This window comes from Mesorhizobium shonense, assembly GCF_040545255.1.
Taxonomy (GTDB): Bacteria; Pseudomonadota; Alphaproteobacteria; order Rhizobiales; family Rhizobiaceae; genus Mesorhizobium; species Mesorhizobium shonense.
On record NZ_JBEPLM010000001.1, the window covers coordinates 845,152 to 860,641 of the forward strand.

Genomic DNA, 15,490 nt, shown 5'->3' on the forward strand with positions numbered 1-15,490 from the left:
GAAGATTCCGATGGCCCTCATCAAAAAATATCGCTTTTCGGTCGTGGTCAACAGTGAACTAGATGGCGAAGCCCCACGCCAGCCAAGGAATGCAGCCATGCCGAAGCATTTCAGGACGATCGACGCCGCTCGCAGAAATCTCAGCGCAATCGAAAATTCCGCTATCGACCAATTGCTGGCCGGCAAGATCGGCAGGCGCGAGTTCCTGCGCCATGGCAGCGTGCTCGGTCTGTCGCTGCCCTTCCTCGGCGGCATCGCCTCGGCGGTCGGACTTGGCGCACCGCAGGCGCGTGCCGAGGGCAAGCCGGGCGGCACGGTGCGCGCCGGCGTCGCCGTGCCGGGCGGCGCCATCGATCCGGTGACCTTCTATGACAGCGGCAGCTATCAGCTCGTCTTCCAGACGGCGGAATTCCTGTGCGCGACGCAGCCGGACTTGACGCTGAAGCCGGTGCTGGCGGAAAGCTGGTCGCCCAACGCCGACGGCAGCGTCTGGACCTTCAAGCTGCGCAAGGGCGTAAAATTCCACAATGGCGAGGATTTCAAGGCCGACGACGTCGTGGCGACCTTCGATCGCCTTGCCGACCCGAACGGCACGTCCAACGCGCTGTCGGTGTTCAAGGGCCTCTTGTCGAAGGGCGGCACGCGCAAGGTCGATGATCACACCGTCGAGTTCCATCTCGACGCGCCGAACGGCAGCTTCCCCTATTCGGTGTCGATCGACAATTACAACGCCGTCATCCTGCCGGCGAGCTACAAGGGCGACTACGAGAAAACTTTTGAAGGCACGGGACCATTTCGGCTCGAGAGCTACACGCCGAAGGTCGGCGCGAGCTTCGTTCGCAACCCCGACTATTGGGGCGAGAAGGCGCTGCCCGACCGGCTCGAGTTCAAGTTCTACGCCGACGTGCAGCCGCGCATCCTGGCGCTGCAGGCGGGGGAGGTCGACGTGCTCGACGCCATCCCGCTCGACGTCAGCCAGGTGGTGCTCGGCAATCCCGACATCACGGTGCTGCGCGTAGCCTCGACCGCGCATCGCCAGCTCCACATGCGCTGCGACATGGCGCCCTTCACCGACAAGCGCGTGCGCCAGGCGCTGGCGCTCTCTATCGACCGCTCCAAGCTGGTCGACGGGCTCTGCCGCGGCATGGCGGCGGTCGGCAACGACAGCCCGTTCGCGCCGGCCTTCCCCGCCACCGACAAGTCGGTGCCACTGCGCACGCAGGACATCGCCAAGGCAAAGCAGCTGATGGAAGCGGCGGGCCTGGGAAGCGGCTTCGACATGACGCTGACCACGTTGCGCTATTCCGACATTCCCGGCTACGCGCAGCTGTTCCAGAACTTCGCCAAGGAAATCGGCGCGCGCATCTCGCTCAACATCGAGGACCAGGACAAATATTACGGCAAGGCGGTGTTCGGCCAGTCGGACTGGCTGGACAGCCCGCTCGGCATCACCGACTACGCGCATCGCAGCGTGCCGAACGTGTTCCTGAAAAGCCCCCTGGTCAGCGACGGTCCGTGGAATGCGGCGCATTTCAAGAACGCGACCTATGACGGGCTGGTCACCAGCTATCTGAAGGCGCTCGACCTCGACGCACAGCGCAAGGCCGCTTCCGACATCCAAAAACTGCTGCTCGACGAGACGCCGGTGATCTTCAGCTATTTCCCGGATCTCTTGGTGCCTGTGCGCAAGAATGTCAGCGGCCTGCCGCCGATCGCCGCCGGACTGCTGCTCGATCGCGTATCGGTAGGTTGATCATGGTCGCGCGCAGGAACCTGGCGGCAAACGACGAGAAAAGGACGACTACCATTCGCAAGCCTCATTTGCGCGGCCGCGGGCCGCATTTCCCGCTGCTCGACACTATCGTGCAGTACGAGTTCGAGCCGGGCTATGTCGCCTTCACCATGCCCTCACCCAAGCGGCTGCGCGTGCAGGTCGGGCCGATGATCGTCGCCGACACCACCAAGGCGCTGGTGTTTTACGAGAGCGACCACCTGCCGGTTTATTACTTCCCGGTGAGCGACGTGCGCGAGGAGTTCCTGCTGCCGAGCCGGACGACGACGGAAGACCCGTTCAAGGGCACCGCCACGCATTATTCGCTCAACACCGGCATCACGCTGGTCGAGGATGGCGCGTGGCGCTATCTCGATCCGGTCAAGGGCTGCCCGCCGATCGCGGACTACATATCCTTCTATTGGCCGAAGATGACGCATTGGTACGAGGAGGACGAGGAGATTTTCGTCCACGCCCGCGACCCGTTCCGCCGCGTCGACTGCCTGCCCTCGTCGCGGCGGGTGCAGGTGATCCTCGACGGCGAGCAGGTCGCCGATTCACGGCGCGGCGTGTTCCTGTTCGAGACCGGCCATCCGGTGCGCCATTATCTGCCGATCTCGGATACGCGGCTCGATATGTTTTCGCCCAGCCGCTACATCTCGCGCTGCCCCTACAAGGGCATCTCCAATTACTACCATGTGACGACGCCCAAGAAGCGGCACGAGAACCTGGTCTGGTATTATCCGGAGCCGGTGCATGAGGCCGAGCGCATCAAAGGGCTGGTGTGTTTCCATCACGAACTGGTCGACAAGATCCTGGTCGACGGGGTTGAGATTCCGAAAGAGGCGACAGCGGCGTCCGACGGGTATTTTTGAGTCCTATCTAGCCTCCGCAGCGTTCCTTCGCGCCCCCTCTGTCCTGCCGGACATCTCCCCATTTGGGGGAGATTAGCAGCTTGGGCGCTCCGCTCCTCCTGCGACGTTGAAAAATAGCGAAGACCGCGATGACGGCTAGGCTAATCTCCCCCTTGTGGGGGAGATGTCCGGCAGGACAGAGGGGGCGCTGTCCCGCCGACGATTCCGCGTTGCTGCGAGCGCTCGTCCGCCGGTTTGATTCCTGCGCAACTTTCCGAAATGCCGGTTGAAATATTTTTCAAATAGAAATAGGAATGTTCAGACGATTACGGCGCGGCGGCGCGCCAAGGACCGGAGGAAGCGACATGTCCCATCCGCAATTCGCAGCGGAACTCCTGCAGCGCGCTGAAAAACAGGGACCGATCACCATCGGGCTCGCCGGCGCTGGGCAGATGGGGACGGATATCGTCGTCCAGGTCGCACTGATGCCGGGCATGCGCATCGGCGCCATTTCCGAGGTCCGGCCGCAAGCGGCGATCGACGCGGCACTTCTTGCCGGCCATGACCGCTCCGACATCGTGCAGGCGCCCAATGCGGGGGCAATCGACCGCGCCATCGAGGCAGGCAAGATCGCCATCACCGAAGACCTGCATGCGCTCGCCGCCGCCGGCCGCATCGACGTCATCATCGACGCCACCGGCAATCCCAACATCGGCACGCTGTTCGCGCTCGAAGTGATGAAGAACGGCAAGCACATCGTCATGCTCAATGTCGAGGCCGACATCACCATCGGCCGCTTCCTCAAGGAGGAAGCACGCAAGGCCGGCGTGGTCTACACCGGGGCTGCCGGCGACGAGCCCGCCTGTACGCTGGAGATCATCGGCTTTGCCAAGAGCCTCGGCTTCAACATCGTGGCCGCCGGCAAGGGCAAGAACAATCCGCTGAACATCGACGCGATGCCCGCCGATTACGAGAAGGAGGCCAATGAGCGCAACATGAATGCGCGCATGCTGGTCGAATTCGTCGACGGCTCGAAGACGGCGATCGAGATGGTGGCGATCGCCAACGCCACGGGCCTGGTGCCCGACGTGCCCGGCATGCACGGCCCGACAGCGACGCTCGAGGAACTGGCAAGCGTGCTCTGCCCGCGCGAGGATGGCGGGGTGCTGCACCGCAAGGGCGTGGTCGATTATTCGATCGGCAAGGGTGTCGCGCCCGGCGTGTTCTGCATCATCGAAACGAAGCATCCGCGCGTGCTGGAGCGCATGATCGACCTCAAGGTCGGCAAGGGCCCCTATTTCACGATCTTCCGCCCCTATCACCTCACCAGCCTCGAAGTGCCACTGTCGGCAGCGCGCGCGGTGGTCTACAAGCGCGCCGACATGGAGCCGCTCGACCATCCGGTGGCCGAGGCAGTGGCGGTTGCCAAGACCAATCTCGGCACCGGACAGTCGCTCGGCATGATCGGCGAGAACGACTATCGCGGCTTCGCCATGACCTGGGAGGATGCGCGTGCCAAGGGCGCGCTGCCGCTCGGGCTTGCGGAACGCGCCAAGGTGGTAAAGCCGGTCAAGGCCGGCGATTTCCTGACCTATGAAAATTGTGTACCCGACGATTCGATGGTGATAACCCAGATCCGCCGTCGTCTCGACCAGTCGGACGGACGGTTCGTAACCAACGCGGCCTAAAGCGCGTCGCGCTGAAACGGATCCAGGCGACGCGCTTTAGGTCTTTGTTTTTATGCATGTCGTTTTGGCAAAACCGCTGCACACTTTTGCCGGACATGCACTAACCTTCCGGATCCTCGGCTGATGGACGATGTCGTAATCGGGATCGACGCCTCGACGACGGCCGTGAAGGCGATCGCTTTCGCGCGCGACGGCGCGGAACTATTCCAGGCGCGCGAGACCTACCCGCTGTCCAATCCGGCGCCCGGCCATTTTGAGCAGGACGCCGAGCACTGGTGGACGGCGCTGATATCGGCGCTGAAAGAGGTCGCCGACAGAGTCGGCGCGGAGCGCGTGAAGGCGATTTCGGTCGCCCACCAGCGCGAGAGCTTCACGCTGATCGACAGCGCCGGCAAGCCGCTCATCCCCGCCATCCTTTGGTTGGACGAACGAGCCCGCCGCCAGGTGGCGCGGCTTTCGGCCGAGCTCGGCCGCGAGGCGATCCGCGACTGGAGCGGCAAGCCGCCGGACCCGACGCCCGCGCTTTATGCCCTGGCCTGGCTGATGGAGCACAAACCGCAAGCGCTCGCCCAGGCGGCAGCGCTGGTCGATGTCCACGCTTTCTTTGTCCACCGGCTCACGGGCCGGCTTGTCACCAGCACGGCCAGCGCCGATCCGCTCGGCCTGCTCGACATCGCTCACGGCAGTTGGCATCCGCGACTGGTCGAGGCGGCAGGCCTGAGGCCGGAGCAGTTGCCGGAGCTCTCTGCCCCCGGCGCGGTCTGCGGCCGGCTTTCGGAAGACATCGCGGCGGTGTCGGGCCTGAAGGCCGGCACGCCGGTCGTGGCAGGCGCCGGCGACGGCCAGGCGATGGGCCTCGGCATGGGAGTCTACGGTCCCGGCAAAAGCTATCTGTCGCTGGGCTCGGGCGTCGTCAGCGGCAACTATTCCGGCACGGTCACGACTTCGGATGCGTTCCGCACGCTGGTTTCGCCGACCGGCTCCGGCTTCAATCTGGAAACCGTGCTGCGCTCCGGCATGCAGCTTGTCGACTGGATCGTGCGCACCACCGGTTCGCCTTCGGCCGCCGTGCTGGAAAAGGCGGCGATGGCGGTTGCTCCGGGCAGCGACGGCCTGCTCGTCATGCCCTATTGGGCCGGCGTCATGAGCCCCTATTGGGACGGCGCGGCGCGCGGCGCGATCGTCGGCCTGTCGCTCGACCACGAGCCGAAGCATCTCTTCCGCGCCGTGCTGGAAGGCATCGCGCTGGAACAGGCTATCGCCACCGACGCGATGGAGGAGCAGACCGGCAAGGCCGGCGCGATGATCGCGGCCGGCGGCGGCACCAATTCGACGCTCCTGATGCAGATCATGGCGAGCGTGCTCGAGCGGCCGCTCTTCGTCTCGCCGGTCAACGAGGCGGCCGCACTTGGCGCCGCCATGCTGGCGGCCTCGGCAATCGGCTGGTTCGCGTCGCCGGAAGACGCGGCAAAGGCGATGGCGGCACCACCGGCAAGACAGGTCGATCCCGTCGAGACACTGGTTCCGACCTACCGCGCGCGCAAGGCGATATACCGCGACCTCTACCACGCGACGCGCGACATCCACGCGCGGCTGGGCGCGGCCTGATTTCTATGTGAACCAACGCATTTTGCGCCCTGCCCCGCTGATGCTAGGTTCCGGCGCGCGGCGGACGATTGCACATGAAAATAAGAATTCATCATGCAGCCCTGACCTTGACTGTCGCCTTGGCGACGACGCCGGCGCTTGGCGGCGACAAGCCGGCGTTCGAGCTTGCGCTCGATATCGACCAGGACGGCACAATGGACCGCGCCGTGGTGATGCAGGACGATGGTGCCCCGGCCGATCTCTACATCTATCTGGCGACGGAAAAGCCCGATCCCTCGCGAAAGCCCGACTTCGTCAAGAAGGCGCTGACCGAGGACCGGATCCTCGATCTCGAAGCCAAGGGCAAGGGATCCCTGGCGATCACCTCCTGCTTCGGCTGCGGCGCCATCAAATCGACGGAAGACACGCTGATCATCGTCCATCGCCGCGGCCAATTCATGGTCGGCGGCTACCGCCGCTACTGGGACTGGAACACCCACAAATCCGACGGGACCGTCGAGACGACGGTTGGTGACTGCGACATCAATTACCTCACCGGAAAGGGCAAAGCTTCCAAGGATTTGGAGGACGGCAAGCCGGTCAAGGGCAGCTTCAAGCCCGTGCCGCTCAAGGACTGGTCATACGAGAAGCGCCCCGAGGCCTGCGACTTCTAGCCGGCCGGTCTACCGGCCGAGCAGCCCCTTGGCGGCGCCCTCATCGGTGATCAGCACCGAAACCTTCGTGTTGGCGAGCGCCGCGCGCATGACGGCGATCTTCTCCTGCCCGCCCGAAACCAGGATGGTGGTGGGAATGTCGGAGAGATCCCCTAGCGGATAGGCGCAAACGCGGCGGTTGACCTCGTGATCCACCGTGCGGCCCTCGGCGTCGATGAAGTGGCAGAGGATATCGCCGACCGCGCCCGCCGCCTGCAATTCCTCCAGCTCGCTCGGCTTGATGAAGCCGTAATTGGCGATTGGGCTGTCGCTGGAGAAGGAGCCGACGCTGAGCACGGCGATGTTGGCGCGCCGCGCCCTAAAGACGACGTCCTGGACGCTGCGCTGGCTCATGAAGGCATCGCGCTGCTCCGGCCTGTCGGCATAGACCGGCACAGGCAGCAGATAGCATTCGGCGCCGATCTTTTCGGCGAACTCCCAGGCGCTCTCGGTCGGGTTGAGCGGCTGCGCATGGGTGAGGCCGCCGAGCATCGAGACCACCGTCGTCCTGGCGATCGGCCGTCTGGGCAATTCGTTGATGGCGAATTTCAGCGTCCTGCCCCAGCCGAGCGCAATGACGTCGCCGGGATTGACGTTGTCGGCGAGATAGGCGGCGGCGGCGTGGCCGACCAGCAGCGGCGTGTTGCTCCTGTCGGCGGCAGAAGGCACGACCACGGCCTGGCTGAGGCCGAAGCGCTGCTTCAGGCTTTCCTCCAATTGCACGCATTCGACGACGCTGTCGCGAATGCGGAACTGGACAATACCCTCCTCGCGCGCGGCCGAGAGAATCCGGTGCACCTTGATGCGGCCGACACCGAGGATCTCGGAGATCCGCTCCTGCGTCAGTCCTTCGACATAATAGTGCCAGGCAGCGCGGGCCTTGAGCTCGGCATCCGGGAAGCGCGAGGCCTTCTCGTTCTCGATCACCGCCATCCTTATGCCTCCCGCATGTGCTGGGCTTTCCCTATGGCAAACCGTCGGTTCGTGCAAACCGCCGCCGAAAGCGTCGGTGGCACTTGACAATTTTCTGATGAACGTTTTAGCTGAACAAAATTGCATATCAAAGATAAATTGTTCACAAGGGAGGTGCCTGGTGAACAAGAGCAGCTGGCGGGCCATCGCCGGCTCGCTGACGGAGGAGACGAAGTGGCCGTGAGCAACGAGACGAGCGAGTTGAAGGCTGGCACCGGCGCCACGCAGGCGGCTTCCGGCGCGAAGCTTTCGGCGCTGTTTGCCGGAACGATGGGACCGCTGATCGGCCTGGCGCTTCTTTGCCTGGCGCTGGCGCTGACCACCGATACCTTCCTGACCTTTCGCAATATCCTGAACGTGCTCGACCAGGTGACCGTGCTCGGCATCATGGCGATCGGCATGACGCTGGTCATCCTGATCGGCGGCATCGACCTTTCGGTCGGCTCGGTGCTGGCGCTGGCCTCGATGGTGATGGGATACGTCGCCTATCCCGACTATCTCAATCTCGGTGTTCCTGTGGGCATCGCGGCCGCGCTCGTTGTCGCGGCCCTCTGTGGCCTGGTCTCGGGCCTGCTGGTGACGGTGACGAAGCTGCCGCCCTTCATCGCGACGCTTGCCATGATGTCGGTGGCCCGCGGCCTCGCCAACATGATCACCGACGGTTCGCAGATCGTCGGCTTTCCCGACTGGTTCACGAATCTCTCGATCGTGCGCCATTTCGGCTTCCTGTCGGTCACCGTCGGGCTGATGATAGTATTGGCGATCGTCTTTGCCATCTTCCTCAACTATCGCGCCACCGGCCGCAGCCTCTATGCGATCGGCGGCAGCGCCGAGGTCGCCCGCCTTTCCGGCATCCCGGTGAAGTCGCTGACCAACTGGGTCTATGCGATCTGCGGCCTGCTGGCGGGGCTCGCCGGCATCGTGCTCGCCGCTCGGCTCGATTCCGTGCAGCCGAGTTCGGGCGTCGGCTACGAGCTCGACACGATCGCGGCGGTGGTGATCGGCGGCGCCAGCCTTTCGGGCGGCATCGGCTCGATCGGCGGCACGGCGATCGGCGTGCTGATCATCGGCGTGCTGCGCAACGGGCTCAACCTGCTCGGCGTCTCGCCCTTCATCCAGCAGGTGGTGATCGGCGTGGTGATCGCGCTGGCGGTCGCCACCGACACCTGGCGTCGCCGCAGACAATGACGAATGAGGCCCCAATGGATGGGGCGCAATAGGGATTCGCCCGGATGTCCGGGCGAAACGGATCGGTCGATCCGAGACTGGGACTGTCCGGCCGGGGGCGCCGCGATGCGCAGGCGGGACAGATCGAACACCAACGGAGGAAAAACATGCTGACCAAACGTTCACTGCTGCTTGCGGCCGCGGCCATCGTCCCGCTGCTCGGCCTGTCCGACGCCGCTTCGGCCAAGGACGCCAAGAAGCTCGGGCTGGCCGTCGCCAATCTGCAGGCGGATTTCTTCAACCAGATCAAGCAGTCGGTCGAAGCTTACGCCAAGGAGAAGGGCATCGAGGTCATCACCGTTGACGCCAAGGGCGACTCGGCAACGCAGGTCAGCCAGGTGCAGGATCTCGTCACGCAGAACATCGACGCTTTGATCTACATCCCGGCCGGCGCCACCGCCGCGACCGTGCCGACCAAGACCGCGAAGGCCGCCGGCATCCCGGTGGTCAATGTCGACCGCAATGCCGACGGCGCGCCCGGCGACACCTTCATCGCCACCGACAGCGTCAACTCCGCCAAGGGCGTGTGCGACTACATCGCCAAGCAGGCTGGCGGCAAGGGCGAGATGGTGATCATCCATGGCCAGAAAGGTACGACGCCGGAAGTCGACCGCTCCAAGGGCTGCGGCGAGGCGCTGAAGGCCTATCCGGACATCAAGGTGGTCGGCGAGCTCTGGAGCGACCAATGGCACCAGGACGAAGGCTTCAAGCTGGCGCAGGACCTGCTGCAGGCCCATCCCAATGTCTCGATCATCTTCGGCCAGGCCGACGCGCTGGCGCTGGGCGCAGCGCAGGCGGTCAAGGTCGCCAATCCCGACCACAAGATCTGGATCGCCGGCTTCGACGGCGACGTGGCGGCGCTGAAGGCGCTGAAGGACGGCGTGTTCGACGTGACCGCGACGCAGCAGACGCAGGGCATGGGCCGGCTCGCCGTCGATTCGGCGGTCAAGCTGGTGGCCGGCGACAAGCTGCCTGCCGGCCAGTTGCAGGACGCGACGTTGACCACCAAGGACAATGTCGCCCAGTTCATCGAGAAACACCCTTGAGGGCTGGCTGAGACCTAAAGAGCGCCACGATGTCCCTTGATCCTCACACTGGCGAGAGCCCGCACAACGGGCTCTTCGTCAACGGCCTCTGCAAAAGCTACGGACCGGTCCAGGTCCTGGCCGATGCGAGCTTCGAGGTGCGGCCGGGCGAGGTCGTGGCGCTGCTCGGCGAGAACGGCGCCGGCAAATCGACGGTGTCCAACATCATCGCCGGCTCGACCAAGCCCGATGCCGGCACCATCATCTGGCGGGGGCAGCCCTATTCCCCCGCCAATCCCGCGGCGGCCATCGAGGCCGGCGTCGGCATGATCCATCAGGAATTGAAGCTGCTGCCGGACCTGTCGGTGGCGGAGAATGTCTATGTCGGGCGCTTGCCGATGCGCGGCGGCCGCATCGACCGCGCGACCATGAATGCGAAAGCCTCGGCGCAGCTGAAGCGCCTCGGTCTCGACGTTTCGCCCGAGCGCAAGGTACGCACGCTGCGCGTCGCCGCCCAGCAACAGGTCGAGATCGCCAAGGCGCTGACGCTGAGCGCCGAGCTTTTGATCCTCGACGAGCCGACCGCGGCCCTTGGCGGCGAGGAGACGGAACTGCTCTTCAAGCAGATACGCAAGCTGAAGGCCGAAGGCATGTCCTTCATCTATATCAGCCACCGCCTGGACGAGATCGCGCAGATCGCCGACCGCGTCGTGGTGATGCGCGACGGCCGCATCGTCGCCCGGCACGAGCGCGCCGACATCCCGGTGCGCACGGTGGTCGAGCAGATGGTTGGGCGCAGCGTCGAGCGCATGTTCCCGAAGCTGTCGCCGCCCGGCGACCAGACGCTCCTCGAGGTCGAGGGCCTGTCGTCGCCCGAGCGCAGCTTCAACGACGTTTCCTTCGCGGTGAAATCGGGCGAAATCTTCGGCATCGCCGGACTGATCGGCGCCGGCCGCACCGAACTGGTGCGGGCGATCGCCGGCGCCGATCCGATCTCTTCCGGTGCGGTGCGCGTCGCGGGCCAGCCGGTGCATCTCAGCGGACCGGCGGCGGCGATCAAGGCCGGCGTCGTGCTGGTGCCGGAAGACCGCAAGGCGCAGGGCGTGGTGCTGGAACAGACGATCGGCGAGAACCTCGCCATCGGCAATTTCGATCATGTCGCGCCCAAGGGCTGGGTGTTTCCCAAAGCGGTGCAGAGATTCGCCGAGGCCGGCATTTCGAGGCTTGGCGTCAAGGGCAGGCCGAACCAGGCCGTCTCAAAGCTTTCCGGCGGCAACCAGCAGAAGGTGATCATCGCCAAATGGGTGTCGCGGCCGCCCAAGGTGTTCATCCTCGACGAGCCGACGCGCGGCATCGATGTCGGCGCCCGCGCCGCGATCTACGACGTGATTGCCGACCTCGCCCGCTCCGGCATGGCGGTGGTGGTGGTGAGCTCGGATCTCGAGGAAGTGCTGGGGCTTTCGCACCGCGTGCTGGTGCTGAGCCGCGGCCGCCAGCGCGGCATCCTCGATCGCGAAGAGGCAAGCAATATCGCCGTAATGGAGCTCGCCACGAGCTGAGGCACGGCGGATGGGAACAAAGCGCAGCAGGTGATACCCTCCCAGGCACCGGACCGCGCGGGGCGCCAGCAAAGTTGGCGCCCCTTCATTTAGGGAGAGGGAAAGAGATGAAACTGTTCGATCTACATGGCGACGTAGCGCTGGTGACAGGCGCAGGCAGCGGCATCGGCCAGGCGATCGCCGTCGGCCTCGCGGAGGCCGGCGCCGATGTCGCCTGCTTCGGGCACAGCTCGAAGGGCGGGCTGGAAGAGACGGCCGGCAAGATCAGGGCGCTTGGCCGCAAGGCGCTGGTGCTGACCGGCACTGTGACGTCCGAAAGCGATCTCGCGGCGGCAATTGAACGCGTTGAAAAGGAACTCGGCGCGCTGACGATCGCCGTCAACAATGCCGGCGTCGCAGGGGCCGAGCCCGCCGAGACGCTGCCGATGGAGAAGTGGCAGAAGATCTACGACGTCAATGTCAGCGGCGTGTTTCTGTCCTGCCAGGCAGAGGCGCGCGTCATGCTGCCTCGCCGCAAGGGCTCGATCGTCAACATCGCCTCGATGTCGGGCTCGATCGTCAATCGCGGCCTGACGCAGGCGCACTACAATTCCTCCAAGGCGGCGGTGATCCATATGTCGAAGAGCCTCGCAATGGAATGGGCCGATCGCGGCCTGCGCGTCAATGTCGTCAGCCCCGGCTACACGCTGACGCCGATGAACAAGCGGCCGGAAGTCGCCGAGCAGGTCAAGATCTTCGAGCGCGACACGCCGATGGGCCGCATGGCGACGCCGGAGGAAATGATCGGGCCGACCGTGTTCCTGGCCAGCCGGGCCGCAAGTTTCGTCACCGGCATCGACCTGATCGTCGATGGCGGCTTCGTCTGCTGGTAGGGAGAAAAAATGCAGAAGCGTTTTGAAGGAAAGACAGCGGTCGTCACGGGCGCCAGCGGCGGCATCGGCGCAGCCATGGCCAGGCGCTTCGTGACGGAAGGCGCTGCGGTCGTGGTCAGCGCCATCGACCCACGCGTCGATGAGGTCGCGGCTACCCTTAAGGCTGCGGGCGCGAAGGTCGCCTCGATGCGCATGGACGTGACGAAGAAGGATGAGGTCGCGGCGCTCTACGATCTCGCCGAGAAGGCGTTCGGCCGCGTCGACATCTCGGTTCAGAACGCCGGCGTCATCACCATCGCCAAGATCGAGGCGATGACGGAAGCCGAGTGGGACAAGGTGATGGCGGTGAACACCAAGGGCGTGTTCCTGTGCTGCCAGGAAGCGATCTCCCGCATGCGCAAGCATGGCCAAGGCGGCCGGCTGATCAACACGGCGTCCGGCCAGGCGCGGCAGGGTTTCATCTACACGCCGCATTATGCCGCCTCGAAGTTCGGGGTCGTTGGCATCACCCAGAGCCTCGCCAAGGAAGTGGCCAAAGAAAAGATCACCGTCAACGCCATCTGCCCGGGCATCATCGACACCGACATGTGGGCCTATAACGACACCGCCTGGGGCAAGTTGCTCGGCGACTACAAGCCGGGCGAGTTGATGGCGGAATGGGTGAAGAACATCCCCATGGGCCGCGCCGGCAGCGGCGAGGATGTTTCCGGCCTCGTCAGCTTCCTTGCCAGCGACGACGCGGCTTATATCACCGGACAGACGATCAATGTCGATGGCGGCCTGATCATGTCTTAGGGCTACCGGCTGCCCGGCGATCCGGGCAGCCATGCCAGGCGCAGGCCGAGTCTACTCGGGCGCGACGCCCCTCACCTGCAGATAGCTCTCCATGGAATCGTCCATCGCCTGCAGCCAGGGCGTATGGTGCTTGGGCGCCATCGTGCCGGTCATCAGCGAGCGGTAGGCATTGTCGCGGAAGGCCATAATGTTCTCCATCTTGTGGTGCTCCCATTCCATGAAGGTGTGGTTGACCGCCTCGACGTCGAAGCCCGGGTAATCGGTCTGGTCCATGAGCTCCTTGGTGTAGTCGCCCTGGAACCAGATCATCTGCTCGGCGTCTTCGAGCGTCTCCTCGCGCCCGCGCCACTTGGCGCTGTGCTCGGCCATCGCCGCGGCGGAAGGCAGCTTGATGCGCCCCATGATGACGTTGCGCGCGTACCAGGCCTGCGCGTCGAACATGTTGAAGGTGTAGAACTGGTCCTGCATGCCGATATAGAACAGCTTCGGGTTCTTCTCCCAGACGACGCCTTCGTAGAGGTCCAGCGGCCACATGCGGTTGGCTGTCTTGAGTTTCAGGTCGTCGGTGAGGAACGGGAAGGAATGCAGGTAACCGGTGCACAGGATGATGGCATCGACCTCTTTGGTCGTGCCGTCCTTGAAGTGCGCCGTCTTGCCGACAACCTTTTGCAGGAGCGGCACCTCCTTCCAGTTCTCCGGCCATTTGAAGCCCATCGGCTTGGAACGGTAGCTGGAGGTGATCGACTTGGCGCCGTATTTGTAGCACTGCGAACCGATGTCCTCGGCCGAGTAGGAGCGGCCGATGATCAATATGTCCTTGCCCTTGAACTCCATCGCGTCGCGGAAATCGTGGCTGTGCAGGATGCGGCCGTTGAAGGTGGCGAAGCCCTCGAAAAAGGGCACGTTGGGCACCGAGAAGTGGCCGGAGGCGACGACGACGTTGTCGAACTCTTCCGAATAGGTGACGTCGTTGGTGCGGTCATGCGCGGTGACGGTGAACTTCTTGGTCTCGTCGGAGAAAGTGACCATGCGCACGGGCGTGTTGAAGCGCACCCATTTGCGCACGCCCGACTTTTCCACGCGTCCCTTGATGTAGTCCCACAGCACGGCGCGCGGCGGATAGGAGGCGATCGGCCGGCCGAAATGTTCCTCGAAGGTGTAGTCGGCGAATTCGAGGCATTCCTTCGGCCCATTCGACCACAGATAGCGGTACATCGAGCCGTGCACCGGGTCGCCATGCTCGTCGAGGCCGGTGCGCCAGGTGTAGTTCCACAGCCCCCCAGTCGGACTGCTATGGTTTTGGGCGTGCCAACGAAGGCGAGGCCTGAATAACCGCCAAGCCGCTGGGCGAGCTGACGGGCCGTGAGGTTCTCCCTGTGCGCCAGCTCGATGACGCGCTCGCGACTGCTTTTCGAGGCATTGGTGTCCGGCACATCCGGCAGCGGACCGTCGGGATCGAAGCTGGACGCATCATGGCCGAGCGCGATCGACAGCGAGGCGATGCCGCTCTCGTAGTAGACCAGGCTGTCGAGCTTTGCCCGCTTGGCGCGCGCTTCCTCGATGCTGTTGCCGACGATGACGAAAGCGCCAGGCAGGATCTTGATGTCGTCGCGCGAGCGGCCGAGTTTTTCTGCGCGGCCCTTCACATCGGCGAAGAAGCGCCGGCCGGATGCAAGGTCGGACGGCGCCGCGAAGATCACCTCGGCGGTTTCGGCGGCCAGCTGGCGCCCGGCCTCGGACGCGCCAGCCTGAACAACGACCGGCCAGCCCTGAATGGGCCGGGCGATGTTGAGCGGTCCGCGCACCGACAGATGCTCTCCCGTGTGCGCCAGCACATGCAGCTTCGAGGGGTCGAAATAGAGTCCGCTTTCGGCGTCGCGGATGAAGGCATCGTCCGCAAAACTGTCCCACAGACCGGTCACGACATCGTAGAATTCGCGCGCCCGGTGGTAGCGTTCGTCGTGCTCGAAATGCCCGTCGAGGCCGAAATTCAGGGCTGCGTCGGGGTTCGACGTCGTCACGATGTTCCAGCCGGCGCGCCCACCGCTGATGTGATCCAGCGAAGCGAAACGACGCGCGATATGGCGGGCGCGTCGAAAGTGGTCGAGGCGGTGGCGACAAGGCCGATGTGATCGGTGACAGCAGCGAGTGCCGACAACAGCGTGAACGGCTCGAAGGAGGTCACCGTATGGCTTCGCCGCAGCGCCTCGATCGGCATGTTGAGCACGGCCAGATGGTCGGCCATGAAGAAGGCGTCGAACTTCGCCGCCTCGAGCGTCTGCGCGAAACGCTTCAAATGCGCGAAGTTGAAGTTGGCGTCGGGATAGGCGCCCGGGTAGCGCCATGCGCTGGTATGAAGACTGACCGGGCGCATGAAGGCGCCGAGACGCAATTGCTTTCGTTCAGCCATGCGAAGTGATCCAGCGA

Annotated in this window: 11 protein-coding genes and 2 pseudogenes; 10 read left to right on the forward strand and 3 right to left on the reverse strand. The window is 64.5% G+C overall.

From position 1 onward, the window contains the following. Positions 1-97: 97 nt before the first annotated feature. The 5 genes from ABID26_RS04320 (at position 98) to ABID26_RS04340 (ending at position 6,574) form a co-directional block, all read left to right on the forward strand. Positions 98-1,753, forward strand: coding sequence for an ABC transporter substrate-binding protein (locus tag ABID26_RS04320; protein WP_354414020.1), 1,656 nt, complete (start codon positions 98-100; stop codon positions 1,751-1,753). Between the two features lie 2 nt (positions 1,754-1,755). Further along, entirely contained in the window at positions 1,756-2,646 is an 891-nt protein-coding gene (locus ABID26_RS04325; protein ID WP_354414022.1) for a DUF427 domain-containing protein, read from the forward strand. A 344-nt stretch (positions 2,647-2,990) separates the two neighbouring features. Then, on the forward strand, positions 2,991-4,313 hold the full coding sequence (locus ABID26_RS04330) for an NAD(P)H-dependent oxidoreductase (RefSeq protein ID WP_354414025.1): 1,323 nt from the start codon (positions 2,991-2,993) through the stop codon (positions 4,311-4,313). Between the two features lie 123 nt (positions 4,314-4,436). Next, entirely contained in the window at positions 4,437-5,921 is a 1,485-nt protein-coding gene (locus tag ABID26_RS04335; RefSeq protein WP_354414028.1) for a xylulokinase, read from the forward strand. 74 nt (positions 5,922-5,995) lie between these two features. After that, entirely contained in the window at positions 5,996-6,574 is a 579-nt protein-coding gene (locus ABID26_RS04340; protein WP_354414030.1) for a hypothetical protein, read from the forward strand. Between the two features lie 9 nt (positions 6,575-6,583). On the opposite strand, the gene ABID26_RS04345 is transcribed toward ABID26_RS04340, so the two are convergent. Continuing rightward, complete coding sequence (locus ABID26_RS04345; RefSeq protein WP_354414032.1) at positions 6,584-7,546, reverse strand: sugar-binding transcriptional regulator; 963 nt, start codon at positions 7,544-7,546, stop codon at positions 6,584-6,586. Between the two features lie 309 nt (positions 7,547-7,855). On the opposite strand from ABID26_RS04345, the gene ABID26_RS04350 reads away from it, so the two are divergent. The 5 genes from ABID26_RS04350 to ABID26_RS04370 all read left to right on the forward strand — a co-directional run bounded on the left by ABID26_RS04350 (position 7,856) and on the right by ABID26_RS04370 (position 13,063). Continuing rightward, complete coding sequence (locus ABID26_RS04350) at positions 7,856-8,773, forward strand: ABC transporter permease (protein WP_292300160.1); 918 nt, start codon at positions 7,856-7,858, stop codon at positions 8,771-8,773. 146 nt (positions 8,774-8,919) lie between these two features. Then, entirely contained in the window at positions 8,920-9,858 is a 939-nt protein-coding gene (locus tag ABID26_RS04355; RefSeq protein WP_354414035.1) for a sugar ABC transporter substrate-binding protein, read from the forward strand. Between the two features lie 29 nt (positions 9,859-9,887). Beyond that, entirely contained in the window at positions 9,888-11,396 is a 1,509-nt protein-coding gene (locus ABID26_RS04360; RefSeq protein ID WP_292372505.1) for a sugar ABC transporter ATP-binding protein, read from the forward strand. A gap of 107 nt (positions 11,397-11,503) precedes the next feature. After that, entirely contained in the window at positions 11,504-12,268 is a 765-nt protein-coding gene (locus ABID26_RS04365; RefSeq protein WP_354414038.1) for an SDR family oxidoreductase, read from the forward strand. A 9-nt stretch (positions 12,269-12,277) separates the two neighbouring features. Then, positions 12,278-13,063 (forward strand): glucose 1-dehydrogenase, encoded by a 786-nt coding sequence (locus ABID26_RS04370; RefSeq protein WP_354414040.1) that lies wholly within the window; start codon positions 12,278-12,280, stop codon positions 13,061-13,063. Positions 13,064-13,114: 51 nt separating this feature from the next. Here the strand turns inward: ABID26_RS04370 and ABID26_RS04375 are convergent. Further along, positions 13,115-14,353 (reverse strand): annotated as a pseudogene (locus ABID26_RS04375) (NAD(P)-binding domain-containing protein); the annotation flags it as partial. Then, positions 14,353-15,473, reverse strand: a pseudogene (locus ABID26_RS04380) (LLM class flavin-dependent oxidoreductase); the annotation flags it as partial. The pseudogenes ABID26_RS04375 and ABID26_RS04380, both read right to left, overlap by 1 nt. Between the last annotated feature and the right edge of the window lie 17 nt (positions 15,474-15,490).

Bases quoted from the DNA above. Each gene is read 5' to 3' on its own strand.
- ABID26_RS04320 (WP_354414020.1), top strand. From the start codon at position 98: ATGCCGAAGCATTTCAGGACGATCGACGCCGCTCGCAGAAATCTCAGC.
- ABID26_RS04325 (WP_354414022.1), top strand. From the start codon at position 1,756: ATGGTCGCGCGCAGGAACCTGGCGGCAAACGACGAGAAAAGGACGACT.
- ABID26_RS04330 (WP_354414025.1), top strand. From the start codon at position 2,991: ATGTCCCATCCGCAATTCGCAGCGGAACTCCTGCAGCGCGCTGAAAAA.
- ABID26_RS04335 (WP_354414028.1), top strand. From the start codon at position 4,437: ATGGACGATGTCGTAATCGGGATCGACGCCTCGACGACGGCCGTGAAG.
- ABID26_RS04340 (WP_354414030.1), top strand. From the start codon at position 5,996: ATGAAAATAAGAATTCATCATGCAGCCCTGACCTTGACTGTCGCCTTG.
- ABID26_RS04345 (WP_354414032.1), bottom strand. From the start codon at position 7,546: ATGGCGGTGATCGAGAACGAGAAGGCCTCGCGCTTCCCGGATGCCGAG.
- ABID26_RS04350 (WP_292300160.1), top strand. From the start codon at position 7,856: ATGGGACCGCTGATCGGCCTGGCGCTTCTTTGCCTGGCGCTGGCGCTG.
- ABID26_RS04355 (WP_354414035.1), top strand. From the start codon at position 8,920: ATGCTGACCAAACGTTCACTGCTGCTTGCGGCCGCGGCCATCGTCCCG.
- ABID26_RS04360 (WP_292372505.1), top strand. From the start codon at position 9,888: ATGTCCCTTGATCCTCACACTGGCGAGAGCCCGCACAACGGGCTCTTC.
- ABID26_RS04365 (WP_354414038.1), top strand. From the start codon at position 11,504: ATGAAACTGTTCGATCTACATGGCGACGTAGCGCTGGTGACAGGCGCA.
- ABID26_RS04370 (WP_354414040.1), top strand. From the start codon at position 12,278: ATGCAGAAGCGTTTTGAAGGAAAGACAGCGGTCGTCACGGGCGCCAGC.